Origin of the sequence: Arthrobacter sp. AG1021 (assembly GCF_003633665.1) — a bacterium.
In the GTDB taxonomy this organism is placed as follows: domain Bacteria; phylum Actinomycetota; class Actinomycetes; order Actinomycetales; family Micrococcaceae; genus Glutamicibacter; species Glutamicibacter soli.
Map to the genome: position 1 here is coordinate 1 of NZ_RBLB01000013.1, position 25,585 is coordinate 25,585.

Below are 25,585 nucleotides of genomic sequence, written 5' to 3' on the forward strand. Positions count from 1 at the left end.
CCTGGGCCGTGTGGTTTTCCGAGGCGATCATTTCCAGGCCGCGCTGCTGGCGGGCCAGCTCAGCATCGATCCGCTGCGCCACCTCCGGATCCAGCTCGGCCAGGGACTGGGTCAGCGATGCCGGTGCCAGTGATTCATAAGTCTTGTTGCTCATTACTCGACGTTTCCACCGTTCGCGCTTGCGTAGTCGGCTGCGGAAAGCAGCGGGCCTTCGGACTCGACCTCGACGGTGAACAGCCAGCCTGCGCCGTATGGATCCTCGTTCAGGATGGCAGGGTTGTCCGCTGCTTCCTGGTTGACCTCGACGATGGTGCCGGTGACCGGCGAGTACAGGTCGGAGACCGACTTGGTGGACTCGACTTCGCCGCAGGTCTCGCCGGCGGTGACGGTGTCTCCGACCTCTGGCAGGTCTACGTAGACAACGTCGCCCAGCGCGTCGGCAGCAATCTGGGTGATGCCGATCTTGGCTGGGGACGATGCGTCGATCCACTCGTGCTCGGCCGAGTAGCGCAACGATGACAGAACTTTACTCACGATTTTTCCTCTCCCAAGGGGAAATAGGGGGCGTTAGGCTATGCCCTCTTTGTTCAACGTTACTTGGCGCGCGTGTAGAACGGCAGTTCCACGACAACAAATGGCAAAGTCTTACCTCGCAGGTCGACTTCCAGCTCGGTGCCCACTTCGCTGAAGGCCGCATCGACGTAGCCCAGGCCGACCGGGTAGCCCAGGGTCGGCGAAGGTTGACCGGAGGTGATCTCTCCGATGACGGCGCCGTCCTTGACGATGGCGTAGCCGCCGCGGCCTGCGCGCTTGCCCAGGCCCTTCAGGCCCACCAGCTTGCGGGCAGGGGTCTGCTCGCGCACTGCCTCCAGCGCGGAGCGGCCGACGAAGTCCTCTTCCTTCTTGAAGGAGACCACCGCGCCGAGGCCCGCGTCGAACGGGGTGCGCTCCAGCGAGAGCTCGTTGCCGTACAGCGGCATGCCGGCTTCCAGTCGCAGCGAGTCGCGTGCGGCCAGGCCGCACGGAACCAGCTCATGGTCCTTGCCGATCTCCACGATGGTGTCCCACAGGCCGGCGGCGTCGGCGTTCTTGATGATCAGCTCGAAGCCATCCTCGCCGGTGTAGCCGGTGCGGGCCAGGATGGCGTCCACCCCGCCGAGCTTCGTGTAGGCGGCCGAGTAGTACTTCATCTCGGTGACGCTAGCTGCGCCGGCCTCGTCGGCGGCGAGCTTGGCCACGATGGCCTCGGCGTTCGGTCCCTGGACCGCGATCAGCGATTCATCAGCGGAAGCGTCCTGCACCTGCGCGTCGAAGCCCTCGGCGCGCTTGGCCAGCTCGGCGGCGACCACCGGGGCGTTGCCGGCGTTCGGCACCACCAGGTACTTTTCGTCTTCCATGCGGTAGACGATCAGGTCGTCGATGATCTTGCCAGCTTCGTTCAGGATCAGCGAGTACTTGGCCTTGCCGACCTTCATCAGGGCGAAGTTGCCGGCCAGCGCGGTGTTCAGCGCGCTGGCTGCCTGCGGGCCGGAAACCCAGACCTCGCCCATGTGGGACAGGTCGAACAGGCCCGCGGTGGAGCGCACCGCCTTGTGCTCTGCCAGTTCCGAACCGTACTTCAGCGGCATGTCCCAGCCGCCGAAGTCGGTGAAGCTCGCGTCCAGGGCTTCGTGCTTGCCGTGCAGCGCGGTGTGCTTGGTGATGGTTTCAGTCATTGCGATGTTCCTAGTCTTCGAAGGCTTCTGGAGCAGGGCAGGAGCAGATGAGGTTGCGGTCGCCGCCGGCGCCGTCGATGCGGCCCACAGCAGGGAAGTACTTGTCCACCTTGAGGCTGGCGACCGGGAAGGCTGCCTGCTCGACGGTGTACTTGCGGTCCCAACCGCTGTTGACCACTGCCGCCACGGTGTGCGGGGCACGGCGCAGCGGGGATTCGGCCAGCTCGTAGACGCCGGCCAGCACTTCTTCCATTTCCTGGCGGATGGTGATCATGGCTTCGATGAAGCGCTCGATCTCTGCCAGGTCCTCCGACTCGGTCGGCTCCACCATCAGGGTGCCGGCGACCGGGAAAGCCAGGGTCGGTGCGTGGAAGCCGAAGTCGATCAGTCGCTTGGCCACGTCTTCTGCGGTGACGCCGGTCTTGGCGGTGACTTCGCGCAGGTCCAGGATGCACTCGTGCGCAACCAGTTCCTTGTTGCCGGTGAACAGGATCGGGAAGTGCTCATTCAGGCGCTTGGCGATGTAGTTCGCGTTCAAGATCGCGTGCTTGGTGGCGCTGGTCAGGCCCTCGCCGCCCATCATCGCGATGTAGGCCCAGGAGATCGGCAGCACGCCGGCCGAGCCGAAGGCGGTGGCGACCACTGGCACGCCGTCGCGCTCGGAGTAGGTGCCCGAGGCGTCGCCCGGCAGGAACGGCACCAGGTGCTCGCCCACGCCGATCGGGCCGACGCCCGGACCGCCGCCGCCGTGCGGGATGCAGAAGGTCTTGTGCAGGTTCAGGTGCGAGACGTCGCCGCCGAACTTGCCCGGCTGGGCGAGACCCACCAGGGCGTTCATGTTCGCGCCGTCGATGTAGACCTGTCCCCCGGCGTCGTGGATCTTGCCGCAGACCTCGCGCACGTCGGCGTCGTACACGCCGTGGGTGGACGGGTAGGTGATCATGATCGCGGCCAGCACGTCCTTGTTGGCCTCGATCTTGGCATCCAGGTCGCCGGCGTCGATGGTGCCGTCGGCTGCGGTCTTGACGACCACAACCTTCATGCCGGCCAGCACTGCCGAGGCGGCGTTGGTGCCGTGGGCCGAGGCGGGGATCAGGCAGACGTTGCGCTGCGACTCGCCGCGCGAAGCATGGTAGTCGGAGATCGCCAGCAGGCCTGCGTACTCGCCCTGGGACCCGGCGTTCGGCTGGATGGAGACGCCGGCGTAGCCGGTGATCGCGGTCAGGCGGCCTTCCAGGTCGGTGATCAGCTCGCGCCAGCCGGCGGTCTGCGCTGCCGGGGCGTACGGGTGGATGGAGGCGAACTCAGGCCAGGTGATGGATTCCATCTCGGCGGCCGAGTTCAGCTTCATGGTGCACGAGCCCAGCGGGATCATGGTGCGGTCCAGGGCCAGGTCGCGGTCCGAGAGGCGGCGCAGGTAGCGCATCATCTGGGTCTCGGAGGAGATGGTGTTGAAGATCGGGTGGGTCAGGTAGGCGCTGGTGCGCACCTGGCCCTCGGGGATCTCGAAGCCTTCCGGTGCTGACAGTTCCACGCCGAAGACGCCGGCCAGGGCCTTGACGGTGGCGGAGGTCGTGGTCTCGTCGGTGGAGATGCCGACCTGGGTGCCGGAGACCTTGCGCAGGTTGATGCCTGCATCGTTGGCCTTTGCAATGACTTCCTCGGCGTCTTTGACGGTCACGACCACGGTGTCGAAGAAGGCCTGCGATGCCAGTTCGAAGCCGCCGGCGACCAGGGAGCTGGCCAGCACGCGGGCGTGGTTGTGGGCGCGGGTGGCGATCTGCTTCAGGCCTGCAGGGCCGTGGTAGACGGCGTACATCGAGGCGCAGATGGCCAGCAGCGCCTGGGCGGTGCAGATGTTGGAGGTGGCCTTCTCGCGGCGGATGTGCTGCTCGCGGGTCTGCAGGGCCAGGCGATAGGCGTTGGTGCCGGCGTCGTCGGTGGAGACACCCACCAGGCGGCCCGGCATGGAACGCTCAAGTCCCTTGGCCACGGCCATGTAGGCGGCGTGCGGGCCGCCGAAGAACAGCGGCACGCCGAAGCGCTGGGTGCTGCCGACCGCGATGTCGGCTCCCTGCTCGCCCGGGGCGGCGATCATGGTCAGCGAGAGCAGGTCGGCGATCACGGTGACCATCGCGCCGGCGGCCTTGGCGGCGGCGATGACCTCGGCGTGGTCGGCGATCGAGCCGTCGTTGCCCGGCTGCTGCAGCACGATGCCGGAGATGTCGCCTTCCGGCAAGCCTGCGGACAGGTCGGCGACCTCGACCTCGAAGCCCAGCGCATCGGCACGGCCCTGCACGACCTTGATGGTCTGCGGGAAGATATTGGAGTCCAGCACGGTCTTGCCGTTGGACTTCTTCTTGTTGGCGCGGCGCATCATCAGCACGGCTTCGGCGGCGGCGGAGGATTCGTCCAGCAGCGAGGCGTTGGCGATCGGCATGCCGGTCAAGTCCATGACCATGGTCTGGAAGTTCAGCAGGGCTTCGAGGCGGCCCTGGGAGATCTCAGGCTGGTACGGGGTGTAGGCGGTGTACCAGGCCGGGTTCTCGACGATGTTGCGGCGGATGACTGCCGGGGTGATGGTGTCGTAGAAACCCTGGCCGATCATCTGGGTCTTCATGACGTTCTTGGACGCCAGCTCACGCAGGTGGGCCAGTGCCTCGGTCTCGGTCAGTGCATCCGGGATGTCCAGAGCGGCATCTTGGCGGATGTCGGCGGGAACTGCCGTGTCGATCAGCTCGTCCAGGCTGTTGTAGCCAAGGGTCTGGAGCATGGTCTCGACGTCGGACTGACGCGGGCCGATATGGCGGGACACGAATTCGCTGTTCGTGTTAGCAGAAGTCTGCGTGATGGTCATGGTGCAGGTGTCTCCATGGGGATCTGTCTTGGCGCATGCCAAAGGAAGGTCGCTGTCCCTCCCCATCCCTGTTGCACAACCTGAGAGTTTTACGCAGCCGGCCTACCAAACCGGTTGCTTGCACCTTCGGTGAACCGGAACAGGCCGGTTACTTTCCAGAGTTGCCTCTTGATGGCGGTACGGGTGCCTGAGAGTTTCCTGGGGAGGAATTGCTCCTACGGCGCCCGTCCATGGTGTGAACGGGACTCTCCCGCCATCCTTCTACGGCGTCGGTTGCGGGCCAATGATCCACAACACACCTCCCATGGTACCCGCCCCGGGGCCAACTGCAAACAATCTTTCGGCCCCGGAGCCCCTGCATGACGCGCGCTAGCTGCTTTCCGCGCCCAGCCGGATGTAGTCCGGGTATTTTGCGCTCAGGCTGTCCCCCGAGGAAGTGCCTGTCAGGCGGCGTTTGACCCATGGAGCCAGGTATTCCCGGGCCCAGCCGAGGTCCTGGCGCAGCTTCTGACCGGGGGCGTTCACCGCAGCCGCTGGCAGCACCGGAACTTCGATGTCGGAGGACCAATTGCCCTCGGTGACGCCATGGGTTCCGAGCACATCCAGCACCTTGGCGGCCATGAGCGTGTGGCCGGCGGTGCCCATGTGCAGGCGGTCCACGGCCCAGTAGCGCACGTCCGAGAATTCGCGCCAACGCCAGTAGTCGGCGACCAGCGTGTTGTAGCGGTCGGCGATCTCGCGCACCTTTTCGTTGTAGATCGCGGTGCGCGGGCGGGTCTTGGAGAACAGCGGCGAGTCGACGGTGTCGAAGCCGGTGAACAGCAGCACGGTGATCCCGGCATCGGCGAAGCGCTTGACCATGCTGTCGTAGCTGCGCATCAGCGCCTCGAGGTCGGCCTTGGGCCGCAGGATGTCGTTGCCGCCGGCGTAGAGGGAGACCACGTCGGGCTTCATGGACAGCGCCTGGTCCATCTGCTGGTTGATCACCTGCCCGATCTTCTTGCCGCGGATCGCGAGGTTCGCGTATTCCCAGTCGCCGCGGGCGCACAGCACCTCGGCCACCCGGTCCGCCCAGCCGCGCACCTGGTTGGGGCGCAGCGGATCGTCGTCGCCAACGCCTTCGGTGAAGGAGTCCCCCATTGCCAGAAACTTTGCCATGCTCTTCCTCCTAGCCCTTGGCCTGCATCATTTTGCCGATAACCACCTGGCGCGCCAGCTGGCTGAGCTGCACGCCCGTGGAAATGCTCTTCTCGCCCTCGTTGCGCGACGGAATGTAGGCGAAGCCGAGCTGGTAGGCCGGATCGGCGAAGGCCAGCGAGGAGTTCGCCCCGTCGTGGCCGTAGGCGAAGATCGAACCGTAGTCGTTGCGGGCGGTGGCTTTCATGAATCCCAGGGCAAAGGCCTGGAGCAGCCCGTTGGTGCGGTCGTGCCCGTAGACGAGCTCCGCGGATACCCGGGACCAGGTGTCCTCGCTCAGGAACCCCCGGGCGGCGCCAAGTGAGGGCACCGGGCCGAAGGAGGCCGCGTAGATGGCCGCCAGCGACTGGGCATCGGCAACGCCGCCCATGGAGGCCGGGCCGAGCCTACGGACCTGCCGGGAGTTGGCCAGCTCGTGCCAGTTGTAGACCGGACCGCTGTCCAGCGCGAACCCGGAGGCCGAGTTTACTGCCAGGCCTGCCGGGGAGAAGGGGTCGAAGAATGCCGGTTCGGCCGGGGCGGCGGGGAGCACGTCACGGTAGCGCGGTTCCAGCGAGTCGTCCTGCCCGATATACGCGTCCACACCCAGGGGCTTGCGGATGCGTTCCTCGAAGACCTCTTTCAGCTCTTTGCCGGTGACCCGGCGGACCAGTTCCTCCATGAGCACACCCATGGTGATGGCGTGGTAGCCCACGATGTTCTGGCCCAGCGGCCAGATGCTCGGCATGGTGGCGAGGATCTTGGCATATTCCGAGGAGTTCAGCAACACCTGACTGGGCACCCCGCCGGGGACGCCCAGCACTCCGGCCTGGTGGCTGAGCACTTCCCCGACGCTCAGTTTGCCCTTGCCGTGGGTGCCGAATTCGGGCCAGTAGTCGGTGATCGGGGCGACCGGATCGATCAGCCCGTCCTGGACCAGCAGGGCGATGACCAGTGCGCTGAGCCCTTTGGTGCAGGAGAACACGCAGGTGAGCGCATCCCCCGAAAGGTGCTCCCCCACGCTGTGGCTCAACACCAGGGCGCCGCGGTGGTACACGGCCAGCTGCGCCGAGTAGCCGTCCTCCACTGCGGCACGGTCCTGCAGCGCCTGCGCGAGCGGGGCAAAGTCGTCAGTTATGACCGATTCCATCTAAATCCTTCGAAAGCATGTCTCTTTGCAACTAACACTAGTAGCCGCAGCGGAAATTCGCGTTCTCCGGCGAAATCATGCCTGAACCATAAGTTCCTCAAAGAGCCATTCTCAATAAACGGAGGAATAACCTCCGAAAAAGGCCGGAACGACAAGCATTTATTGCTGTTAGCATAGTGATCGATTTCGCCCATTGAATAGACGACGACAAAATATGTCGCATTCTTCAGCTCGAATCGAAGATTGGAAAGGCTCATCCGCCTATGACTGCAACCCGAGAAGACTCAACTCCAGGCGGACAACCCGCCGAACTCAAGCGGGTCATCGGCCCCAAACTCCTGATGTTCCTCATCATCGGCGACATCATCGGCGCAGGCATCTTCGCGATCACCGGCAAGGTCGCCGGACAGGTCGGCGGCGCCGCCTGGCTGCCGTTCCTGATCGCCTTCGCCATTGCGACGCTGACCGCCTTCAGCTACATGGAGCTGGTCACCAAGTATCCCCACGCGGCGGGCGCTGCTTTGTATATCCACAAGGCTTTCGGCATCCATTTCGTCACCTTTCTGGTGGCCTTCACGGTGGCCTGCTCCGGCATCACCAGCGCCGCGACCTCGGCCACCCTGGTTGGGCAGAACCTGCTGATCGGCTTCGGCCAATTCATCGAGGGCGTGCCGACCACACCCGAAGCCGGTATGTTCGCCGCCATCGCGATCATCGTGATCCTGGCCCTGATCAACCTGCGCGGCGTCGGGGAATCGGTCAAGTTCAACATGGTGCTCACGGTGATCTCCCTGGGCATCATGGCAGTGATCATCTCCATCGGCATCGGCGCCATCGCCAGCGGCCACGGCGACATCAGCCGACTGGTGGTCTTCGAGGCCCCCGAGGACCGCAGCCTGTTCGCAGCGGTCACCATGGGCACCGCCATCGCGTTCTTCGCGATGGTCGGCTTCGAGGATTCGGTGAATCTGGTCGAGGAAACCAAGAACCCCAACAAGACCTTCCCGCGCATCATGCTCATCAGCCTGGGCATCTGCGCCGTGATCTACATGCTCGTCGCGGTCACCATCATCATGGTGATCCCCACCGGCGACCTGCTGAACCCGAAGAATCCTGACGCGGGCATCCTGCTCGATGTCGTGCGCATCGGCGCCCCGGGCCTGCCGGTGGACGCGATCTTCCCGTTCCTGACGGTCTTCGCCGTGGTCAACACCGCCTTGATGAACATGCTCATGGCCAGCCGCCTACTCTACGGCATGGCCCGCCAGGGTGTGCTGCCGCAGGTGCTGGGCAAGGTGCATTCCAAGCGTCGCACCCCGACGCTATCGATCATCTTCACCACGCTGCTGGCCATCGCGCTGGTGGTCTACGTGAACCTGGATACCGAAAGCGGGATCGTCGGCTCGCTCGGCGGCACCACCGCCCTGTTGCTGCTGGTGGTCTTCACGATGGTCAATATCGCACTGCTGGTGCTGCGCCGCGACAAGGCGCCGGAGGATTCCTTCCGCGCACCGACGATCATCCCGATCCTCGGCGCCGCCACCAGCGCTTTCCTGATCGGGCCATGGGCCCGCTCGCGCGCGGACTGGGTGCAGTATGAGATTGCGGGGCTGCTGCTGGCCCTTGGCGTCGCGCTCTGGGCGGTCAACTGGCTGGCCAACCGCATCAACTACAAAAAGGGCAACATCTCCTCGGGGCACTTCTAGCAATCCGCCCCGGCAAAACGGCAAAGGCACGAACCCTGCGGGGTTCGTGCCTTCGCCGTTTGGGGCGGGATGCCCATCGCCTTGCGGCTACTGCTGGACGGTTTCCTGGCGGAAGCGCAGCTTCCAGCCGCTCTCGGTGCGCTGCCACCATGAGGAGACCACGAGGATCGGCAAGCCCTCGACCTTCATGCGGTAGGCCAGCAGGGCCAGATCCCTGTCGACCTCGCGGGCGGTGAGCACCTGCACCTCGCCGGTGGCAGGCAGCTGCGCCCCGGCTTCGAGCTGGGTGCGCACCGTGGCGACATCCAGCAGCCCCCCGCCGCGAGTGACTTCCTGGTATCCCGGATGCAGGAAATCGCTCAGCTCGGCGAAGCTGGTGCGGATCTGCGGGTCGAGGAAGCCCAGTTCAAGTTCATAGATCGTGGCAGCCGTATCCTGGGCGGACTTGGGAGCGGTTGCTTCAGCGGGGGCGGCAGGGGCTGCGGTGGAAGCTGCCGCGGCAGATGCCGCTCCGGCGGTGTAACCGGGGCCCGGGTCCGGCGCAGTGCCTTGCTGGTGCGCGGTGGCGGCGGCACGGGCACGGTCGTCGGCAGCTTCGTTCAGGTCATGCCCGGCGTGGCCCTTGACCCATTCAAAGGTGTACTTGCGGTCCTTGATCGCCGCATCCAATTCCTTGAGGATCTCCTGGTTCAGCACCGGTTTGCCGTCGGCCTTTTTCCAGCCGCGCTTTTTCCATCCCGGCATCCACTTGCTGATGCAGTTGATGGCGTACTGGGAGTCGCACAGGATCTTCAGTTCCTGCTCCGGGTACTGGGCGGTGGCGCGGAAGAGTTCGAGGACCGCCTGCAGCTCGCCCATGTTGTTGGTTCCATGGTCCCAGCCGCCGGAGGCCCAGTTCGCCTCGTCGATGTACCAGGCCCAGCCTGCCGGGCCGGGGTTTCCTAGGGCTGATCCGTCTGCCGCTGCGGTGATCGTCATGGCTTTAATCCTGCCACCTGACCTCCCCCGCCGCCTAAAGAGACGTGCGAAGGCTCCGGAGTCCTTGCGCCGCGCCAACGCCGCGGCGCTGGCGATGGTCCGTAGGATGGTGAACTGTGAAAAAGATTCTGCCGCTCCTCGTTGTTGCGACCCTGGGCCTGGCCGCCTGCTCGGGTCCGTCGCCCGACGACCTGCGCCGCAGCGATCCCGAGGGCAGCACCGCGTGCATCCACTACGGCGGCAGCCTGACCGCCCCGGGCGATATCGGGCAGACGAATCGGCAAAAGGCCGCCGAGCATGGCTCGGCGGCCTCCACCGATTCGATCCGCAACGCGGTATCGACAGATGCATCAGGTCAGCCCGTGATCACCGACGACGAGGCGTTTGCCGCGGCGTGCGAGCAGCAGGGCTTCGACTTCAAGAGGTAGCCCGGCCGCTGCCGGCTATTTTCCTTCCAGCGGGTACAGCGGGTTGTGGCCTGCTGCGACGCGTTCCTCGGTGCGGACTTCGCCCGGAGCGGTGCCGCCCAGGAATGGGCCGTTGTCCGCCAGCTCGTCGCGGTTATGGGATTCGAGCCAGTTGGACAGGTCCGGGCCTTTGGGCACGATCTGCGTTGGATTGATGTCCTCGTGGACCTTGTAGTAGTGGTCCTTGATCTGCTCGAAGTCCACGGTGTCGCCGAAGCCCGGGGTCTGGAACAGGTCGCGGGCGTAGCCCCAGAGGTTCGGCATCTCGATCAGGTTGTTGCGGTTGGCCTTGAAGTGTCCGTGGTAGACCGGGTCGAAGCGGGTCAGCGTGGTGAACAGGCGCACGTCGGCTTCGGAGATGTAGTCGCCCATGAGGAAGCGGCGGGTGGCCAGGCGTTCTTCGAGGTAGTCGAGGGTGGTGAAGATCCGGTCGTAGGCGTCCTCATAGGCGGCCTGCGTACCGGCGAAGCCCGCACGGTAGACGCCGTTGTTGACCTCGGTGAAGATGCGCTTGATCAGCGGGAGCATCTCGTCGAGCTGGTCCTCCATGACCAGGTCCGGGGCTCCTTCGCGGTGGAACTGCTTCCACTGCGTGGAGAAGTCCCAGGTGATCTGCGGGTAGTCGTTGGTGACCACCGCGCCGCTGGGGATGTCCACGATGGCCGGGACGGTGATGCCACGGGGATAGTCGGCGAAGCGCTTGAAGTAGTTCTCCTGCAGGCGTTCGGTGCCCAGCACCGGGTCCTTGCCGCCCTCGTCCAGATCAAACCGCCAGCTGCGCACGTCGTGGGTCGGACCTGGCAGGCCCACCGAAATCGCATCCTCCAGGCCCAGCAGGCGGCGCACGATCAGCGTGCGGTTGGCCCACGGGCAGGCGCGGGCGGCCACCAAGCGGTAGCGCCCTGCTTCGACCTGCCAGAGCTGGGCGCCTTCGCCCAGGGCCGCATTCGGGTGCCCGATCTTGCTTACCGGCTCCCCGTGGGAGAACGCCTCTGGCCGCGGATCGGCAACGATGCGGTCCTGGATGTAGTTGGTATCGCGCGTGAATTCACTGCCCGTGACGTACGCGCCCTTGGTTGAATAGTCCTGCGACATGCTCGATCCTCCACAATCTTTGGCTTGGTTGCCCGCTCTGGGGCAAGTTCTCGGGTGATACGGCAAACGGCGGGAAGGCCTGGTACAAGCTTCCCGCCGTTTGCACTTGAACGCTAGGCCGTTCAGGCAGCGTGCAATTAGGCGCTGACGGATGCGGCGGCGCGCACCGAATTCATGGCTTCGGTCCAGGCCAGCAGCTGCTCGAACATCGGCTGCACCGAAGCGGCGCCCTCCGCGGTCGGCTTGAAGTTCGAGAAGTTCTCGAAGTCGGTGAACAGGGAGAACAGGCCGGTCTTCTGCACGTGGGCTACCTGCAGCTCGGAGAGGATGCCGCGCAGGTGCTCGATGGAGCGGGCGCCCAGGGCCGAACCGTAGCCCACCAGGCCGGCGGCCTTGTTGTTCAGCTCGACGTTGATGTAGCTCAGCGCGTTGGCCAGCGCCGGGGAGACCGAGTGGTTGTACTCCGGGGTGACGAAGATGTAGCCGTCGAACTCGTTCATCTTGGCGGCCCAGGCCTTGGCATGCTCGCCCTGGTAGTTCTGGTAGGCGGCCGGGAAGGCTTCGTCCAGCACCGGCAGGTTGAAGTCCGCGATGTCTACAAGCTCGAAGTCGGCGCCGCCGAATGCCTGCGCCTGCTCCAGCACCCACTGGGCAACGCTGATGTTGTTGCGGCCTGGACGAGTAGAACCGGTAACGATGGCGATCTTCGACATAGTATTTTCTCCTTGGGGAAGTTCGTGCGCCGAACTCTTTAGTTGATGCGTCAGCAACTCTTGCTAAATCCAATAATACCAGAGATAATTGATACGTCAACAAATGAGCGCGGACCCGCAGCATGCCGGGTACGCCACGTAGAGAAGGAGCGCCCACGCATGGCTGCCGATGAGACCCGCTGGCTCGATGAGAAGGAACAGGCCCTCTGGCGGATTATCCGCGAGTTCCTGTGGCAGTTCCCCAGCGCCATGGACCGCCAGTTGAGCGTGGATTCGAGCATGCAGACCGGCGAGTACTCGGTGCTCGCGGTGCTCTCCGAAGGACCCGCCACCTCCCTGCGCCCGGCGGACATCGCCGACAACCTGCGCTGGGACCGCTCGCGACTGTCCCACCTGCTGCGCCGCATGGAAGCCAAGGGCATGATCACCCGCTGCTCGGATTCAACCGACCGCCGCGGGCAGCAGATCGAACTGACAGAGGCCGGATGGAAGACCATCCGCGAAGCCGCCCCGAGCCACGTCACCTTCATCCGCGAAAAGCTGTTCGACTCGCTGGACCAGCACGAACGCGCAGCGCTCGAAACCGCGCTGCCCAAGATCCTCGGCGCCCTGGAGACTTGCGAGTCCGACCCGTCCTGCAAGGCGTCCGTCCCCGGCGGCCCGCAGGACTGCGAAGAGGACTAGCCGACCCTGTCGGCGAACTCGCTGTTCGCCACGAGCCGGGCGAAGCGCCCGCCCTGCTCCACCAGCTCGGCGAAGGTTCCGGATTCGACAATCCGCCCGCTATCGAGCACCACGATGCGGTCGGCCCGCAGCACCGTGCTCAGCCGGTGCGCGATCAGCAGCGTAGTGCGCCCGACCGCCAGCTCGTCCAGCGCCTGCTGCACCAGCGCCTCGGTGACGGTATCCAGCGCACTGGTCGCCTCGTCGAGAACCAGCACCTTGGGCCGGCGCAGCATGGTGCGCGCGATGGCAAGGCGCTGCTGTTCCCCGCCGGAGAAGCGGTGTCCGCGCTGGCCCACCGCGGTTTCCAGCCCGTCGGGCAGCGAGCGGATCAGCTCGGCGATCTGCGCCGCTTCCAGCGCCTGCCACAGCTCGGCCTCGCTGGCCCCCGGCGCCGCCCACAACAGGTTCTCACGCACCGTGGTGTGCAGCAGGTAGCTTTCCTGCGCCACCACCGACACCGCCCGGGAAACCTGCTCGGGGTCCAGCTCGCGCAGGTCGACCCCGTCGAGCAGCACCCGCCCCGAGGTCGGATCCAGCAGCCGCGGAAGCAGCGAGCCCATGGTGGATTTGCCCGCCCCGGTCGCCCCGACCACCGCTGTCATGGTTCCCGGTTCCAGCACCAGGTCCAGCGCCTCCAGCGTCGGCGCGGCAGCCCCGGGGTAGCGGAAACCTACCCGCTCCAGCACCACTTCCCCGCGCATCGCCGCGGGATCCAGCCGGCGCGGATGCTCCGGCAGCGGCAGCGCCTGGTCGGTATCCAGGTATTCGAAGACCCTGCCGAACAGCGCCATCGCGGAGATCCACTGCACCGAGATCTGCATCAGCCCCATGACAGGCCGGAAGATGCCTGCCTGCAGCCCGGTGAAGGCCACCAGCGTGCCGATGCTCATCCCGTCGCCGGTGGCCGGCAGCCCCGCCACCAGGTACAGGACCGCGGGAATCACCGCGAAGATGATGCTCATGGCCGCCATGCGCCACCGTCCGGCCAGCGCGCTTTTCATTTCAAGGTCGATCAGCCGGTGGCTGGACTGCGCAAAAGCCGACGCGTCGGCGGCGCCGGTGCCCATGATCTTGGACAGCCGCACCCCGGAGATGCTCAGGCGTTCCTCGATCAGCGAGGTCAGGTTCGACATTTCACGCTGGCGCCGGCCCGTGACGGCGCGGCGCAGCCGGGCGGTCTGCCGGGCCAGGATGATCGCCGGCGGCAGCACCACCAGGGATATCAGGCTCAGTTTCCAGGAGATCGCGACCATGGCGCAGGCCGTGGCGACCACGGTGGTCAGGTTGGAGGCGATGCTGGTCGCCGAGTTCGTGATCACCGACTGCATCTGGCCAACGTCGTTGATAAGCCGCGACTGCACGTCGCCGGATTTGGAGTTGGTGAAGAATCCCAGCGACTGCTTCTGCAGGTGGGTGAAGAGCCCAGTGCGCAGCCCGTGCATGACCCTCTGCCCCATCAGGGTGGCGCGCCAGGTCTGGACCACCTCCAGCACCGAGGAGACCAGGGCGATCAGCACCAGTCCCCCGGCGCCGGCGAGCAGCAAGTCCACCTCCCGGTTCGGGATGGCGACGTCGATCAGCTCGCGGATGATGAAGGGCTGGGCCAGTCCGATGAGCGAGGAGGCGACGATCAGCAGCACCACCACGATGACCGTGCCCAGATGCGGGCGGAAGAGCGCGGCGATGCGCTTGACGGAGACCGGGTGCTCAGCCAGCCACTTCTTGTCGTCGGCGCTGCGCGCCGCCGAAGCCGGCGGCCTTCCGCCGCCCATTGGCGCCATCGGGTGCATGGGTGCTCCCTTCCACTGGTTGTTCCACTGTGGATTACAGAATAGCAGAGGTTACCTCACTATGTGGTTACATCTTGAAACTGTTCGGGAAAACACACTATCCTTGACCCTATGCACACCGATGAGTCCAAGCCTGACTTGACCGATCTATTCCTGCAGGCGTCCCGGACCATCCGCGGCCGCTGGCGCGACAGCCTGATCCCCGCGGGCGTCACCCCGCACCAGTCCCGGGTGCTGTCCATCCTGGGCCGCGCCGAGGAGCAGGGGCTGCGCAACTCCCAGCTGGCCGAGCGCCTGCACATCGCTGCGCGTTCGACCACCGAGGTGGTGGACCAGCTAGCTGCCAAGTCATTGGTGCTCCGCACCCCCGATCCGGGCGACCGCCGCGCTACCTTGATTGTGCTCAGCGACGCCGGCCGGGAGCTGCTCGGCGAGCTCTCGGCGCTGCGCAAGAGCAGCATGGACGGCTACTTCGACAAGCTCGGCGCCGAGGACCGCGAGGAGCTCACCCGTCTGCTGGGCATCCTGAACCGAGAGAACCCCCGCCCTCCGCGCACCGGCACCTGCAAGCCGGGCACCGCAGACCGGACCGCCAACTGACCCCGTCCCGGCGTGGAATGCGCAGAGGCCCCGCCTGCCGGCGATGTTTCCGGCGGGCGGGAGCCCCTTCCAGCGTGCGGAGGAAGGCTAGTTCTCCTGCTTGCCCCGGCGCCAGTAGCCCATGAACGCCACCTGCTTGCGGTCGATGCCCGCGTCGCGCACCAGGTAGCGGCGCAGCTCCTTCACGGTGCCAGCCTCCCCGGCGATCCAGGCGTAGAACGGGGCGGACTGGGCCTGGCCGGTTTCCCACAGGATGTCCTCGTCCACGTTGATGTCCTCCGGGTCCGCGGTGGTCTGCACCACGCCGGCACCCGGGATGGCCACGGCGCCGCGGACCGCGTCGCGCAGCAGCGAGCCGTGCTCCGCGGTGCCGCGGGTCAGCCACTGCACGGAAATGCCCGAGCGGGTGGTGGTGCCCAGGATGTCGGTGGTTTCCGGCACCTCGATCAGCGCGTGACCGGTGACGTTGGCCGGCAGCGATTCAAGGATCGCGCAGATGGCCGGGGCCGCGGTCTCGTCGCCGGCCAGCACGATGCGGGACGCGGCACCCGGGCGGAATTCGATGCCGCCATAGCTGTCGTCGGTCAACGCCTTGTTCGGACCCAGCAGCAGCAGCGGGTCGCCCGGCTGCGCGCGGTCGCCGAACTCGGTGGCAGGACCGCCCTGCAGCCGCCCGTCCACCACCTTGCCGTGCAGCACGAAGTCGATGTCCAGCTCCGGGGTCGTCCCCAGGTTGTCGCGGTGCCCGGCTGCGCGGAACGCGCGCACGGTGTAGGTGCGCATGTAGCCGCGCTGCGCGGGGTCGATGGCCAGCCAACGCTGGTACCAGCCCAGCTGCTCGGCCGGGCTGGTCAGCGCATCCGGGCGCAGGCTGGCGATTTCGCTGTTCGGCCCGAAGCCTGCCTCCGGCGGCAGCAGCAGCTTGATGCGCATGTCCAGCGGGTGGCTGTTGGTGCCGAAGTCCTCCAGGTCCGCGCCGCCCACGGTGAGCCGGCGGAAGGACGGGGACAGCTGCTGGCTGCGCAGGACCGTGGTCTGGAAAGCCAGGGTCTGCAGATGCTCGCGCGCCGGGCGGGCGAGGTTCGGGTCCGCCTCGGCGACGGCCCGGGTGGCGGCCTGCGCCTCCTCCTCGATCACCGCAGAGTCCCGCTCCAGGCCTTCGGCCAGCGCCCGCGGCTCGTTGACCGGCGCGTCGCCGCGGAAGATGCCGTTGGCGGCGAGCACCGATTCGGTGCGCAGCACACGCTGGCGGCCGATGGGCAGCACCAGCGGGGTGCCTGCCACCGGGTCCGGGATGACGCGGCTGGGCATGCCGAACACCGCCTTGACCGTCTTCTCCGTGACCACCTCGGTGGGGTGCCCGGCGGCGTAGATCTTGCCGTCCTTCAGCGCCACCAGATAGTCGGCGTAGCGGGCTGCCAGGTTCAGATCGTGCAGCACGATGACCACGGTGATGCCGCGGGTGCGGTTCAGCTCGCTGACCACGTCCAGCACTTCCAGCTGGTGGGCCACGTCCAGGAAGGTGGTGGGCTCGTCGAGCAGCAGCAGGTCGGTTTCCTGGGCCAGGGCCATGGCGATCCATACGCGCTGGCGCTGGCCGCCGGAGAGCTCGTCCACCGGGCGGTCGGCCAGGCCGGCGGTGCCGGTCAGCTCCATGGCGCGGTTCACCGCCGCCTCGTCCTCGGCCGAGAAGCGCTTGAACAGGCCCTGGTGCGGGTAGCGGCCGCGGCTGATCAATTCGCGGGAGGTGATCCCGTCCGGGGCGGTGGGCGACTGCGGCAGCAGACCCAGGGTCTTTGCAACCTCTTTGGCCGGCTTGGAGTGGATGTCCGCACCGTCCAGCAGCACCTGTCCCCCGGCCGGCTTCAGCAGCCGAGACAGGGCGCGCAGCAGCGTGGACTTGCCGCAGCCGTTGGCCCCGACCACGATGCTCACCTGCCCGGCGGGGATGTCCAGTGACAATTCATCGACGATGGTGACCTTGTCGTAGGCCAAGGTCAGCCCGCTAGCCTGCAAAGTGGCCATGGGTTATCCCCCGTTTCCAGTAGAGTTGGCGCGCACCAGCACCCAAATGAGGAACGGTGCGCCGAATGCGCCGGTGATAACTCCCACCGGCAGGCTGATCTGCGCGAACAGGTTCGCGGCAAAGAAATTGGCGACCACTACCAGTGTCGCACCGGTCAGCCCGGCCAGCGGCACATGGATCGCAGAGCGGGACAGCGCGGCGGTGATCGGGCCGGCCAGGAAGGCAACGAAGGCCAGCGGCCCGGTGACGGCGATGGGGATCGCACCCAGGGCCACCGCGGTGAAGACCAGCAGCACGCGGGCCCGTCCCACGTGCAAGCCCAGCGCCGCCGCGGCGTCCTCGCCCAGCTCCAGCAGCTTCAGCTGCCGCAGCACCACCGGCAGCAGGAAGATTCCCGCCGCGCCGAGGCCGATGCCCAGCACCGCCGCGCGTTCCCAGGTGCTGGCGGACAGCGAACCGGTCAGCCAGCGCATCGCGTCGCTGGCGGTGTTCACCTCGGCCTGGGTCAGCAGGAACTGGATCAGCGCCTGCAGCATGGCCCCGATGGCCAGGCCGGCCAGGATCAGCCGGGAACCGGTGCGCTGACCCGAGGCCGACAGCCAGTAGATCACCGCGGCCACGGCCAGGCCCCCGGCGAGCGCGAAGGCGCTCAGCTTCCAGTCGTTCACGCCGAAGACGATCATCGCGGCGATCGCGGCGGCCGAGGCGCCGAAGCCCACGCCGATCACGTCGGGGCTGGCCAGCGGATTGCCCAGCCAGCGCTGGAAGAGCGCGCCGGAGATGCCCAGCCCGGCCCCGGCCAGCGCCCCGACCACCAGCCGCGGCAGCCGGTCCTCCATAAGGATGAAGCTGGTGCCGGGCACGCTCGCCCCGCCCAGCACCTGCAGGACCTCGTCCACCGGGAGCCGGTCGCGGCCCCAGAAGATGTAGGCGGCGGCGGTGGCCAGCAGCACCAGGAGCATCCACAGCGCCGCGATGCGCACCCGTGCGGAGCGGCGGGCCGCGACGCCGGTGGGCCGCCCCGGCTCGTGCCGCCGCGTGGACTGCTCGATGGCGCTCATAGCTTCACCGACTTCATGCCGCTGCGCATCATGATGATGAAGATCGGCCCGCCGAGCATGGCGCACATGACACCGACCTGGATCTCGCTTGGCGGGAGGACCAGCCGTCCGGCGGTGTCCGCGAGCAGCAGCAGGATCGGCCCTGCAAGCAGGCTGGCGGGCATGATCCAGCGGTAGTCCCCGCCCACCAGCAGGCGCACCGCATGCGGGATCATCAGGCCGACGAAGGCGATGGGCCCGGCCACGGCGGTGGCGGTGCCGGCCAGCAGCACCACGCCGACCGAGCCGAGCAGGCGCGCACGGTTCACGTTGATGCCCAGGGCGATCGCGGTGTCCTCGCCCATGGCCACGGCGTTGCAGGCGCGGGCGGTGGACAGCACAACCAGCGCGCCGACGGCGATGACCGGCACTGCCAGCAGGTAGGTTTCCAGGCTTCCGCCGGACAGCGAGCCGATCTGCCACATGCGGAATTCATCCAGCGTGGACTTGGAGATCATCAGAATGGTGTTGGTGATCGAGCCGACGCCCACGGCCAGCGCCGCACCGCCCAGGGCGAGCTTGATCGGGGTGGCGCCCTCGCGCCCCACGCTGGCGACCACGTAGACCAGCGTCATGACCAGCGCCGCGCCGAGGAAGGCCGCCGCCATGACCAGCGGCAGCGAGGCCGCCCCGGCGAGCGCGACCACAACCACCACGGCCAGCGAGGAGCCGGCGTTCAGGCCCAGGATCCCGGTGTCCGCCAGCGGGTTGCGGGTCAGCCCCTGCAACCCGGCGCCGGCCAGGCCCAGGGCGGCGCCCACCACGATGGCCCCGACGGTGCGCGCCATTCGTGATTGCACCACCACTTGGTCCCCGTCTGCGGGGTCGACATTGGACAACGCGGCCAGCACGCTGTCCAGGCCGACGTTGCGGGCCCCGAGCAGCAGCGAAGCGAGGACGGCAGCTGCCAGCACCAGCACCAGCAGCGCGAGGGCACCGAGTTTACCTCCCAGCCCGGGGCCGGAACGTTGCGCTGCGGGGCGCAATGTACTTTCGGTTGCGGTCATTGCTTCCTACACTCGTTGTCATGGATCATGTTTCTGCGCCCACAGTTCTGGCGCCCGGCATTGCCGTGCTGCGTGCCGACAACCCTTCGGAAATGACGCTCGACGGGACCAATACCTATCTGCTGTTCGCCCCCGAGGCGAGCCTTGCGCCCGGGACCCCGGTGATCGTGATCGATCCCGGCCCCGAGCTGGAGCCGCACCTGCAGGCGCTGGCCGCCTACGACGTGCAGCTGGTGCTGATCACGCACCGCCATCCGGACCACACCGAGGGCATCGACCGCCTGAGTGAACTGACCGGGGCCCCGGTGCGTGCCTTCCTGGAGCAGTTCTGCCGCGGGGCCGAGGTGTTCGCGGACCGGGAGGCCATCGAGGCTGCCGGCACCGCGGTGCGGGTGGAATTCACTCCCGGGCACACCTCGGACTCGGTCTGCTTTGTGCGCATCGGCGCCGAGGAGCACCTGTTCACCGGGGATACCGTGCTGGGCCGGGGCACCACCATCCTGGAGCACCCCGATGGAACGCTGTACGACTACCTGTCCTCGCTGGAGCGCCTGCTGGAGCTGCCGGACATGCCGCTGCATCCCGCCCACGGCGAGCAGCACCGGCAATCCCACCCACTGCTGGAGGGATACCTGGCGCACCGGGAGGACCGGCTGAACCAGGTGCGCGCCGCGCTGGAGAAGCTCGGCAAGGCCGGGGCGGACGCAAAGCCAGCAGAGCTGCTGGATCTGGTCTACCCCGACCTTGATCCGCGCCTGGCCGGCGCGGCGAGTCATTCCCTTGAGGCGCAATTGCACTACTTGTCGCGAACTGCCTAAGGGCTACTTGGCGGCCGCCGCGTTCTCGGCGGCCTTCACGATATTCGGTACCACGTGCTCCAGCGCCCATTCGATGGACAGCGGGGAGGCCGCGGAGATGGACAAGGTGGCCTGGTCGGTACCCGGCAGGGCCACCGCGTCATTCTTCACGGCGGGGATCTGGCCGTACAGCGGCTGGGCCTTGACGATGTCGTCCACGGAGTTTCCTGCCACGGCGGAGGCGAAGACGACGTCCGCGTCCCATTCGTTGACCTTTTCCGGGGAAACGGTGAAGTAGAAGGCGTCCTTGGCGGCGTTCTCATCCACATACGGCGCCTGCTTCATGCCCAGCGCGGTCAGGAATCGCGGACGGGTGTCCCCGGTGGAGTACACGTAGGAGGTCTCCGGCGAGGAGAGGTCGGCCGCGATGAAGGTGGAATCCTTCAGCACCGGGTTCTGGTCCCCCACGGCCGCCATCTTGCCCTCGATCTCCGAGATCAAGGCGGTGGCCTGGTCCTGCTTGCCCAGCATCTGGCCCGCCGCTTCGGTGGCGTCCTGCCAGCTGGTGGTGTAGTTGGCTTCGATCGGCCCGACGACCTTGGCGATCTTTTCCAGCTTTTCGTATTCTTCCTGCGTCATGCCCGAGTACGGGGCGAAGATGACGTCCGGCTTGAGCTCGGCGATGCCGGTGAAGTCGATGCCGTCGGCGATGTCGAACTGCTTCGGGGCCTTCTCGGAGCCGATGGACGCGCCCAGCTCGGCCAGCGCGGCGTCCTTCCAGTCCGTGGAGTTGTTGGCGTTCTGCCCGTAGGTGTCGGTGTCCATGCCGGCCGGCACGGTGTCCAGTGCCAGCAGGGTGTCGGCGTTGACCCAGGAGATGGTCGCGATGGTTTCCGGCACCTCGGTGATTTCGGTTTCCCCGTAGATGTTCTTGATGGTCACCGGGCTGAAGTCTGCCGAGGCCGACGGCGCGGCCGAGGAATTGGCGCCGGGTTCGGCGCTGGAGCCGCAGGCGGTCAGGCTCAGGGCGAGGATGGCGGCGGAGGCGGCGAAGATGCCGGTGCGGCGCGAGATATTCATGGGCGGGGTTATCCAGACTATGCGAGGTTCCGTGAACTGTGAATTCGAATAGGTAAGGCATGCCTACCCGAACCACAGGTCACAATACGCGTTTTCGTCCGCATTACGCAACACGGTTAATCCCTAATCGCAGAAAATCTGGGCTTTTCGGGTATCCGTCCCCTACCTTGGAGCCCCGGAAATACCTGCTAGGCGCGCTCGGCGAGCAGCCGGCGGGGGTTGGCCACGCTGATGGCCGCGCGGATCAGCACCAGGCCCAGCACCACGGCCAGGATGACCACCAGCACCGTCAGCGGCTTGATCAGCACCGCAACGCCGGCCAGCGGCAGGACCAGCACCACCGAGGCGATGGCAAAGCCGATCGAAGCGGTCAGCGCCGGGATCATCAGCGATTTGGTACGGGCCGCATTCATCACCTCGTAGCCCATGCCCAGCTTGTGCAGTCCGTCATAGAGGTCCGCGCGGTCCAGGGTGCTGGCGCTCTGCGAAATCGAGGCCGACGCGGCCACGCAAACAAAAGTAATAACCAGGGTCAGCAGCACGCCGGTGAGGATGTCCTGCGGCAGGTAGTCGAACCAGGTGCCGGTCGACTCCTGACCGTTGCCCATGCTCATCAGCGCCGCCCCGCTGCCGCCGACCACGGCGACGAAGGAGGCCATCGCGACGCCTGACACCTGGCGCCAGGATTCGCCGGGGTTCTCCAGGATCATGCGGGCCGCCAGCAGCTGCTCCGGCTTGACCGCTTTCTTCAGCTTGCTCCGTCCGACCGTGGCCACCAGCCACGGCCCTGCCAGGTTCAGCACCAGCAGGCCGAAGCCGAAGCCCAGGATGATCACCGCGATGATGGTGCCGAATTCCTGGCTCACCACACTGATGTTGGTGAAGACGAAGTAGAGCAGCGCCACCGAGCCCACCGTGACCAGCACCCGGATCCAGCTGGGCACCGGCACGCTTTGCCGGGTGGCCACGGCCAGCGGGGTGATGATGAGCTTGCGCAGCCCGGCCAGCGAGCTGATCACCGCCAGCAGCACGATGACCACCACCGCGATGGCCACCGCCCACCAGGGCAGGTAGATGGCGTCACCCAGCGGCGCGCCCTGGAAGCGGATCATCGCCACCAGCGGCGAGGAGGCCAGGTACAGCACCACGCCCGCCAAGGCCCCGGCCAAGGCGGTGCCGGCGGCCTGCAGCAGCGAGACGCTGAGGATCTGGCCGCCGGTCGCGCCCAGCAGCCGCAGAGAGGACAACGCGCGGTCCTGCGTGCGCGCCGACAGCCGGGCAGCGGCCGAGCCGAGCACCATCAGCGGCACGGCCAGCAGCACCACCGCGAATCCCGCCAGCGGCAGGTAGGTCGCCTGGGCTTCGCGTTCGAAGCTGGTGAACGAGTAGGCGCCGCCCAGCACGATCAGCAGCATCGCGTTGACCATGGCGTAGGCGCTGACGGTCAGGATCTGCGACGAGCTGCGCGTCGAGGAGGGACGGCCCAGCATCCAGGCCAGGTGCACCGAATTCATGACCAGGCTCCTGCCTGGCGCTCCTGGCGCGCCGTGCCGTCCAGCAACCGGCCGTCGCTCAGGTGCACGATCCGGTCGCAGCGTTCGGCCACCGTGCGGTCGTGGGTGACCATGACCAGCGACTTGCCGGCGCCGACGGTGCAGTCCAGCAGGGTTTCCAGCACCTCGGCGCCGGTGGCCGAGTCCAGCGCTCCGGTCGGCTCGTCGGCGAAGACCACGCTGGCACCGGTCACCTGGGCGCGGGCGATGGCCACACGCTGCTGCTGGCCGCCGGAGAGCTGCCCGATGCGGCGCTCCTCCATGCCCGCCAGCCCCAGCTGCGCCAGCGCCCGGGCGGCGCGGTCCATCGCGTTGGAACGCGGCACCGCGTTGATCATCAGCGCCATGGCCACGTTCTCGATGGCTGTCAGCTCCGGGATCAGCAGCCCGGATTGGAATACGAAGCCGAAGGCCTCGCGGCGCAGCTTGGTGCGGGGCTTGTCCTTGAGCGATTCGATCTGCACCGGGGCGCTCCCCGGCAAATTCAGCGTGATCTGCCCGGAGTCCGGCAGGTCGATTCCGGCCAGCGCGTGCAGCAGGGTGGACTTGCCGGATCCCGACGGGCCCATGATGGCCAGCGACTGGCCCAGCTGGATGTCGAGGTTCACGTTGTCCAGGGCAGCGGTGCTGCCGAAGTTGCGGTACAGGCCGCGGGCGGAGATGACTGCCGGGCGTCCCAAGGAATTTTCTAGCATGCTTCCATGTTTTCAATGTCGGCGGCCGGGCGCATCGTCTCGGGGAGCGAAACCGGCCGGCCCGGGCACATACCCTGGTATGAGGCCCGCACCTCGCGCTCCATCCCCCGGCAGGAGGAACACCGGATCCATGAAGCTGGAACTGTATTCGCAGCCGTTCTGCGCGCCCTGCGTCAGCACCAGGTCGCTGGTCCGCCGCGTTCAGCGGCTGCTGCCGGACCTGGAGGTCGAGGAAATCAACGTGGTCGAGCAGGTGCGGCGCGGCGAGGAGCTGGGCATCACTTCGACCCCGGTGATCCGCCTGCTGGTCGACGGGCAGGAGCGGTTCCGCGGCGAGCAGCCGCCCACCCTGAACCAGCTGCTGGCCGCCATCGCCCGCGCCAGCGACTAGCCTCACGCGGGATTGGATGCGCAGATGCACGGTTGCGCCCCTTTTGTGGGGGAGAATAGAGCACGTGATTACAGTGCCCGGTGTCAGCCATGAATGCTTCGAACGAGTTCTCGCCGATTCGTCCAACCGCATCGAGTGGCTCCGGGCCCGGTCGCAGGGCATCACCGCGACCGACGTGGCCAAGCTTTCCACCGAGAAGTCGATCAAGAACGCCGCATGGGACAAGCTCTACGGCAACGGCTTCTCCGGGAACCCCTACACGGACCACGGCCGCAAGCGCGAGCCGGTGATCGCCGCCTGGGTCCAGGAGAACTTCAACATCTTCCCTTCCACCCAGCTGTTCCACGCCCAGCACTCCCGACTGCACCTGGCCACCCCCGACGGCCTCGGGTTCGACGCGGCAGGGGTGCCGGTGCTCGCGGAAATCAAGACCACCAACAAGCCGTTCAAGAAGATCCCGAAGAACTACCTGCGCCAGGTGCTCTGGCAGCAGCACGTCATCGGTGCCGAGCGCACCCTGTTCGTCTGGGAGGAGCACGACAACTTCGTCCCGCTGCGCGACACCCCGGAGTACCTGTGGGTCGAACGCGATGATGACCTCATCCGGGACCTGATCGACAAGGCCGAGTCGCTGATCTCGGCCCTGCGCGACGCCACCGCCCGGCAGCAGCGCTACAACGACTACGGGCCGGCCGCGCTGCGGCTCTAGTCCAGGCCGGCCGCCTCAGCCGTGCTCGTAGCCGCAATGGCCCCGTGGAACGCACCGCAGAAGCGGCGGTTCCACGGGGCCATCTGCATATATCGCTACACGGTCGGGGCGTTTGGCAGCGTGCGCGGATCCGGCAGGCATTCGGGATAGCTCTGCACCAGTTCGCCCAGCAGCTTCTCGCGGACCATGTTGCGCAGCTCCCACAGGTCCGAGGGGTTGCGCGCCGATAAAAATATGGTCAATGTCTGCAGGCCGCCCTGGACGTCGGTCACGTTTAGGGCATTGGTGCGGCCGTCCCACCAATCGGAGGATTCAAGCAGTTCGGTGGTGCGCTGGCGCAGGTACTCGATCGGGGCGTTCAGCTTCAGCTGCAGCACCACATTGCCGGAGATCTCGCTGCTGCGGCGCGACCAGTTCTCGAACGGGGTGGTGGTGAAGTAGGTGGAAGGCAGGATCATGCGACGCCCGTCCAGCAGCAGCACCACCACGTAGGACAGGGTGATTTCCTCGACCGTGCCGCGTTCTTCTTCCACCACCACGGTGTCCTCCACACGGATCGAATCGGTGAACGCGATCTGGATGCCGGCGAAGACATTGGCCAACGTGGACTGCACGGCCAGGCCGACAACCACCGAAGCCAGGCCGGCGGAGGCGAGAATACCGGCGCCAAGCGCCCTGACCTGCTCGATGGACAGGAGCACCGCCCCGATCGCCAGCACGCACAGCACCGCGGTCAGCACCCGGCGCAGCAGGCCCACCTGGGTGCGCACCTTGGCCAGCTTGCGTCCCGGACCGAACCTGACTTCCACCCGGGTCAGCACCGAGGTCTCGATGACCGTGACGACGCTGATGATGAACCAGGTGAGGAAGAAGATCAGCAAGGCGAGGATGACAAACTGCCAGGCGTTGTACCAGGGCCTGTCCCGGTAGAAGATCGAGAACACCGATTTGACGACGATCGAGGTCATCGTGGCGAAGAACGGAGTCCTGGTCGGTTTCACGGTCCCGGCCGGAATGCCCATGCGCCCCAGGATGCGGCGCGCGACACCGCTGAAGACGACCGTCAGGATCCCGGCAACGACTGCACCAATAGCTATAACCACCCAGAATTGCAACGATTCGGGTAGGAAGCTTGAGGCCTGAATGACATCTTCAACAGTTTCGTCGATGGGTGCGGTAGGTGTTGGAGTCATCCTTAAAGCATGTCATAGGGCTCTGGCCGGGAGCTGTGTAGCCGCTTGTGTCATTCCGAAC

Annotated in this window: 23 protein-coding genes, 1 pseudogene and 1 riboswitch; of the genes and pseudogenes, 7 read left to right on the forward strand and 17 right to left on the reverse strand. The window is 66.6% G+C overall.

Features of this window, described 5'->3' with window-relative positions; translation table 11 throughout:
• The 6 genes and pseudogenes from DFO58_RS17385 to DFO58_RS17410 form a co-directional block, all read right to left on the reverse strand.
• Positions 1-154: pseudogene (locus DFO58_RS17385) on the reverse strand (serine hydroxymethyltransferase); the annotation flags it as partial.
• On the reverse strand, positions 154-534 hold the full coding sequence (gcvH, locus tag DFO58_RS17390) for a glycine cleavage system protein GcvH (protein WP_113608166.1): 381 nt from the start codon (positions 532-534) through the stop codon (positions 154-156). The gene gcvH and the pseudogene DFO58_RS17385, both read right to left, overlap by 1 nt.
• Before the next feature lie 59 nt (positions 535-593).
• Positions 594-1,715, reverse strand: a complete 1,122-nt coding sequence (gcvT, locus tag DFO58_RS17395) for a glycine cleavage system aminomethyltransferase GcvT (RefSeq protein ID WP_120991857.1) — start codon at positions 1,713-1,715, stop codon at positions 594-596.
• A gap of 10 nt (positions 1,716-1,725) precedes the next feature.
• Positions 1,726-4,572, reverse strand: coding sequence for an aminomethyl-transferring glycine dehydrogenase (gene gcvP, locus DFO58_RS17400; RefSeq protein WP_183043256.1), 2,847 nt, complete (start codon positions 4,570-4,572; stop codon positions 1,726-1,728).
• 165 nt (positions 4,573-4,737) lie between these two features.
• Positions 4,738-4,835, reverse strand: a riboswitch (glycine riboswitch).
• A gap of 106 nt (positions 4,836-4,941) precedes the next feature.
• Positions 4,942-5,730 carry an SGNH/GDSL hydrolase family protein gene (locus DFO58_RS17405; RefSeq protein WP_120991858.1) on the reverse strand — a complete coding sequence of 263 codons (789 nt, stop codon included), beginning with the start codon at positions 5,728-5,730 and terminating at the stop codon, positions 4,942-4,944.
• Between the two features lie 10 nt (positions 5,731-5,740).
• On the reverse strand, positions 5,741-6,898 hold the full coding sequence (locus tag DFO58_RS17410; RefSeq protein ID WP_047119951.1) for a serine hydrolase domain-containing protein: 1,158 nt from the start codon (positions 6,896-6,898) through the stop codon (positions 5,741-5,743).
• Positions 6,899-7,161: 263 nt separating this feature from the next.
• On the opposite strand from DFO58_RS17410, the gene DFO58_RS17415 reads away from it, so the two are divergent.
• On the forward strand, positions 7,162-8,604 hold the full coding sequence (locus DFO58_RS17415) for an APC family permease (protein ID WP_047119952.1): 1,443 nt from the start codon (positions 7,162-7,164) through the stop codon (positions 8,602-8,604).
• An 87-nt stretch (positions 8,605-8,691) separates the two neighbouring features.
• On the opposite strand, the gene DFO58_RS17420 is transcribed toward DFO58_RS17415, so the two are convergent.
• Entirely contained in the window at positions 8,692-9,582 is an 891-nt protein-coding gene (locus DFO58_RS17420) for an RNase H family protein (protein ID WP_120991859.1), read from the reverse strand.
• A 116-nt stretch (positions 9,583-9,698) separates the two neighbouring features.
• On the opposite strand from DFO58_RS17420, the gene DFO58_RS17425 reads away from it, so the two are divergent.
• On the forward strand, positions 9,699-10,010 hold the full coding sequence (locus DFO58_RS17425) for a hypothetical protein (RefSeq protein WP_047119954.1): 312 nt from the start codon (positions 9,699-9,701) through the stop codon (positions 10,008-10,010).
• 15 nt (positions 10,011-10,025) lie between these two features.
• Here the strand turns inward: DFO58_RS17425 and DFO58_RS17430 are convergent, their stop codons facing one another.
• Positions 10,026-11,144 carry a glutathione S-transferase C-terminal domain-containing protein gene (locus tag DFO58_RS17430; protein WP_120991860.1) on the reverse strand — a complete coding sequence of 373 codons (1,119 nt, stop codon included), beginning with the start codon at positions 11,142-11,144 and terminating at the stop codon, positions 10,026-10,028.
• 137 nt (positions 11,145-11,281) lie between these two features.
• On the reverse strand, positions 11,282-11,857 hold the full coding sequence (locus DFO58_RS17435) for an NAD(P)H-dependent oxidoreductase (protein ID WP_053798680.1): 576 nt from the start codon (positions 11,855-11,857) through the stop codon (positions 11,282-11,284).
• Between the two features lie 159 nt (positions 11,858-12,016).
• Here DFO58_RS17435 and DFO58_RS17440 point away from each other — a divergent pair, with 159 nt between their 5' ends.
• A complete protein-coding gene (locus DFO58_RS17440) occupies positions 12,017-12,541 on the forward strand; it encodes a MarR family winged helix-turn-helix transcriptional regulator (protein ID WP_120991861.1) in 525 nt (174 codons plus the stop codon).
• On the opposite strand, the gene DFO58_RS17445 is transcribed toward DFO58_RS17440, so the two are convergent.
• Complete coding sequence (locus DFO58_RS17445) at positions 12,538-14,373, reverse strand: ABC transporter ATP-binding protein (RefSeq protein WP_120991862.1); 1,836 nt, start codon at positions 14,371-14,373, stop codon at positions 12,538-12,540. The two genes, DFO58_RS17440 and DFO58_RS17445, sit on opposite strands and share 4 nt — an antisense overlap.
• A gap of 111 nt (positions 14,374-14,484) precedes the next feature.
• Between DFO58_RS17445 and DFO58_RS17450 the strand changes: the two genes are divergently transcribed.
• Entirely contained in the window at positions 14,485-14,973 is a 489-nt protein-coding gene (locus tag DFO58_RS17450) for a MarR family transcriptional regulator (protein ID WP_120991863.1), read from the forward strand.
• Positions 14,974-15,060: 87 nt separating this feature from the next.
• Here DFO58_RS17450 and DFO58_RS17455 read toward each other — a convergent pair whose 3' ends face one another.
• Genes DFO58_RS17455 through DFO58_RS17465 form a run of 3 tightly spaced genes read right to left on the reverse strand, consistent with a single transcriptional unit; the run spans position 15,061 to position 19,106 of the window.
• The gene (locus DFO58_RS17455; protein WP_120991864.1) at positions 15,061-16,998 is read right to left on the reverse strand and encodes an SIP domain-containing protein; all 1,938 of its coding nucleotides are present in this window, start codon (positions 16,996-16,998) and stop codon (positions 15,061-15,063) included.
• 3 nt (positions 16,999-17,001) lie between these two features.
• Positions 17,002-18,060 carry an iron ABC transporter permease gene (locus DFO58_RS17460; RefSeq protein ID WP_120991865.1) on the reverse strand — a complete coding sequence of 353 codons (1,059 nt, stop codon included), beginning with the start codon at positions 18,058-18,060 and terminating at the stop codon, positions 17,002-17,004.
• Positions 18,057-19,106 (reverse strand): iron ABC transporter permease, encoded by a 1,050-nt coding sequence (locus DFO58_RS17465; protein ID WP_047119961.1) that lies wholly within the window; start codon positions 19,104-19,106, stop codon positions 18,057-18,059. The genes DFO58_RS17460 and DFO58_RS17465 overlap by 4 nt, the downstream gene beginning before the upstream one ends.
• Positions 19,107-19,126: 20 nt before the next feature.
• Between DFO58_RS17465 and DFO58_RS17470 the strand changes: the two genes are divergently transcribed.
• Entirely contained in the window at positions 19,127-19,924 is a 798-nt protein-coding gene (locus DFO58_RS17470; protein WP_047119962.1) for an MBL fold metallo-hydrolase, read from the forward strand.
• 3 nt (positions 19,925-19,927) lie between these two features.
• Here the strand turns inward: DFO58_RS17470 and DFO58_RS17475 are convergent, their stop codons facing one another.
• The 3 genes from DFO58_RS17475 to DFO58_RS17485 all read right to left on the reverse strand — a co-directional run bounded on the left by DFO58_RS17475 (position 19,928) and on the right by DFO58_RS17485 (position 23,231).
• Positions 19,928-20,983 carry an ABC transporter substrate-binding protein gene (locus tag DFO58_RS17475; RefSeq protein WP_120991866.1) on the reverse strand — a complete coding sequence of 352 codons (1,056 nt, stop codon included), beginning with the start codon at positions 20,981-20,983 and terminating at the stop codon, positions 19,928-19,930.
• A 188-nt stretch (positions 20,984-21,171) separates the two neighbouring features.
• On the reverse strand, positions 21,172-22,497 hold the full coding sequence (locus DFO58_RS17480) for an FtsX-like permease family protein (RefSeq protein ID WP_120991867.1): 1,326 nt from the start codon (positions 22,495-22,497) through the stop codon (positions 21,172-21,174).
• Positions 22,494-23,231, reverse strand: coding sequence for an ABC transporter ATP-binding protein (locus DFO58_RS17485; RefSeq protein WP_047119965.1), 738 nt, complete (start codon positions 23,229-23,231; stop codon positions 22,494-22,496). The genes DFO58_RS17480 and DFO58_RS17485 overlap by 4 nt, the downstream gene beginning before the upstream one ends.
• 130 nt (positions 23,232-23,361) lie before the next feature.
• Here DFO58_RS17485 and DFO58_RS17490 point away from each other — a divergent pair, with 130 nt between their 5' ends.
• Both DFO58_RS17490 and DFO58_RS17495 read left to right on the forward strand, forming a co-directional pair.
• Complete coding sequence (locus tag DFO58_RS17490; protein WP_120991868.1) at positions 23,362-23,622, forward strand: thioredoxin family protein; 261 nt, start codon at positions 23,362-23,364, stop codon at positions 23,620-23,622.
• Positions 23,623-23,686: 64 nt separating this feature from the next.
• The gene (locus tag DFO58_RS17495; protein ID WP_231735906.1) at positions 23,687-24,331 is read left to right on the forward strand and encodes a YqaJ viral recombinase family protein; all 645 of its coding nucleotides are present in this window, start codon (positions 23,687-23,689) and stop codon (positions 24,329-24,331) included.
• A 95-nt stretch (positions 24,332-24,426) separates the two neighbouring features.
• Here the strand turns inward: DFO58_RS17495 and DFO58_RS17500 are convergent, their stop codons facing one another.
• Positions 24,427-25,524: a mechanosensitive ion channel family protein gene (locus tag DFO58_RS17500; protein WP_120991869.1), complete on the reverse strand. Its 1,098-nt coding sequence runs from the start codon at positions 25,522-25,524 to the stop codon at positions 24,427-24,429.
• Positions 25,525-25,585: the final 61 nt, after the last annotated feature.

Coding starts and splice junctions, on each gene's coding strand:
- DFO58_RS17445 (WP_120991862.1), bottom strand. CDS start 14,373: ATGCACCCGATGGCGCCAATGGGCGGCGGAAGGCCGCCGGCTTCGGCG.
- DFO58_RS17470 (WP_047119962.1), top strand. CDS start 19,127: ATGGATCATGTTTCTGCGCCCACAGTTCTGGCGCCCGGCATTGCCGTG.
- DFO58_RS17475 (WP_120991866.1), bottom strand. CDS start 20,983: ATGAATATCTCGCGCCGCACCGGCATCTTCGCCGCCTCCGCCGCCATC.
- DFO58_RS17485 (WP_047119965.1), bottom strand. CDS start 23,231: ATGCTAGAAAATTCCTTGGGACGCCCGGCAGTCATCTCCGCCCGCGGC.
- DFO58_RS17410 (WP_047119951.1), bottom strand. CDS start 6,898: ATGGAATCGGTCATAACTGACGACTTTGCCCCGCTCGCGCAGGCGCTG.
- DFO58_RS17415 (WP_047119952.1), top strand. CDS start 7,162: ATGACTGCAACCCGAGAAGACTCAACTCCAGGCGGACAACCCGCCGAA.
- DFO58_RS17420 (WP_120991859.1), bottom strand. CDS start 9,582: ATGACGATCACCGCAGCGGCAGACGGATCAGCCCTAGGAAACCCCGGC.
- DFO58_RS17405 (WP_120991858.1), bottom strand. CDS start 5,730: ATGGCAAAGTTTCTGGCAATGGGGGACTCCTTCACCGAAGGCGTTGGC.
- DFO58_RS17500 (WP_120991869.1), bottom strand. CDS start 25,524: ATGACTCCAACACCTACCGCACCCATCGACGAAACTGTTGAAGATGTC.
- DFO58_RS17450 (WP_120991863.1), top strand. CDS start 14,485: ATGCACACCGATGAGTCCAAGCCTGACTTGACCGATCTATTCCTGCAG.
- DFO58_RS17460 (WP_120991865.1), bottom strand. CDS start 18,060: ATGAGCGCCATCGAGCAGTCCACGCGGCGGCACGAGCCGGGGCGGCCC.
- gcvP (WP_183043256.1), bottom strand. CDS start 4,572: ATGACCATCACGCAGACTTCTGCTAACACGAACAGCGAATTCGTGTCC.
- DFO58_RS17430 (WP_120991860.1), bottom strand. CDS start 11,144: ATGTCGCAGGACTATTCAACCAAGGGCGCGTACGTCACGGGCAGTGAA.
- DFO58_RS17455 (WP_120991864.1), bottom strand. CDS start 16,998: ATGGCCACTTTGCAGGCTAGCGGGCTGACCTTGGCCTACGACAAGGTC.
- DFO58_RS17480 (WP_120991867.1), bottom strand. CDS start 22,497: ATGAATTCGGTGCACCTGGCCTGGATGCTGGGCCGTCCCTCCTCGACG.
- DFO58_RS17490 (WP_120991868.1), top strand. CDS start 23,362: ATGAAGCTGGAACTGTATTCGCAGCCGTTCTGCGCGCCCTGCGTCAGC.
- DFO58_RS17435 (WP_053798680.1), bottom strand. CDS start 11,857: ATGTCGAAGATCGCCATCGTTACCGGTTCTACTCGTCCAGGCCGCAAC.
- DFO58_RS17465 (WP_047119961.1), bottom strand. CDS start 19,106: ATGACCGCAACCGAAAGTACATTGCGCCCCGCAGCGCAACGTTCCGGC.
- DFO58_RS17440 (WP_120991861.1), top strand. CDS start 12,017: ATGGCTGCCGATGAGACCCGCTGGCTCGATGAGAAGGAACAGGCCCTC.
- gcvT (WP_120991857.1), bottom strand. CDS start 1,715: ATGACTGAAACCATCACCAAGCACACCGCGCTGCACGGCAAGCACGAA.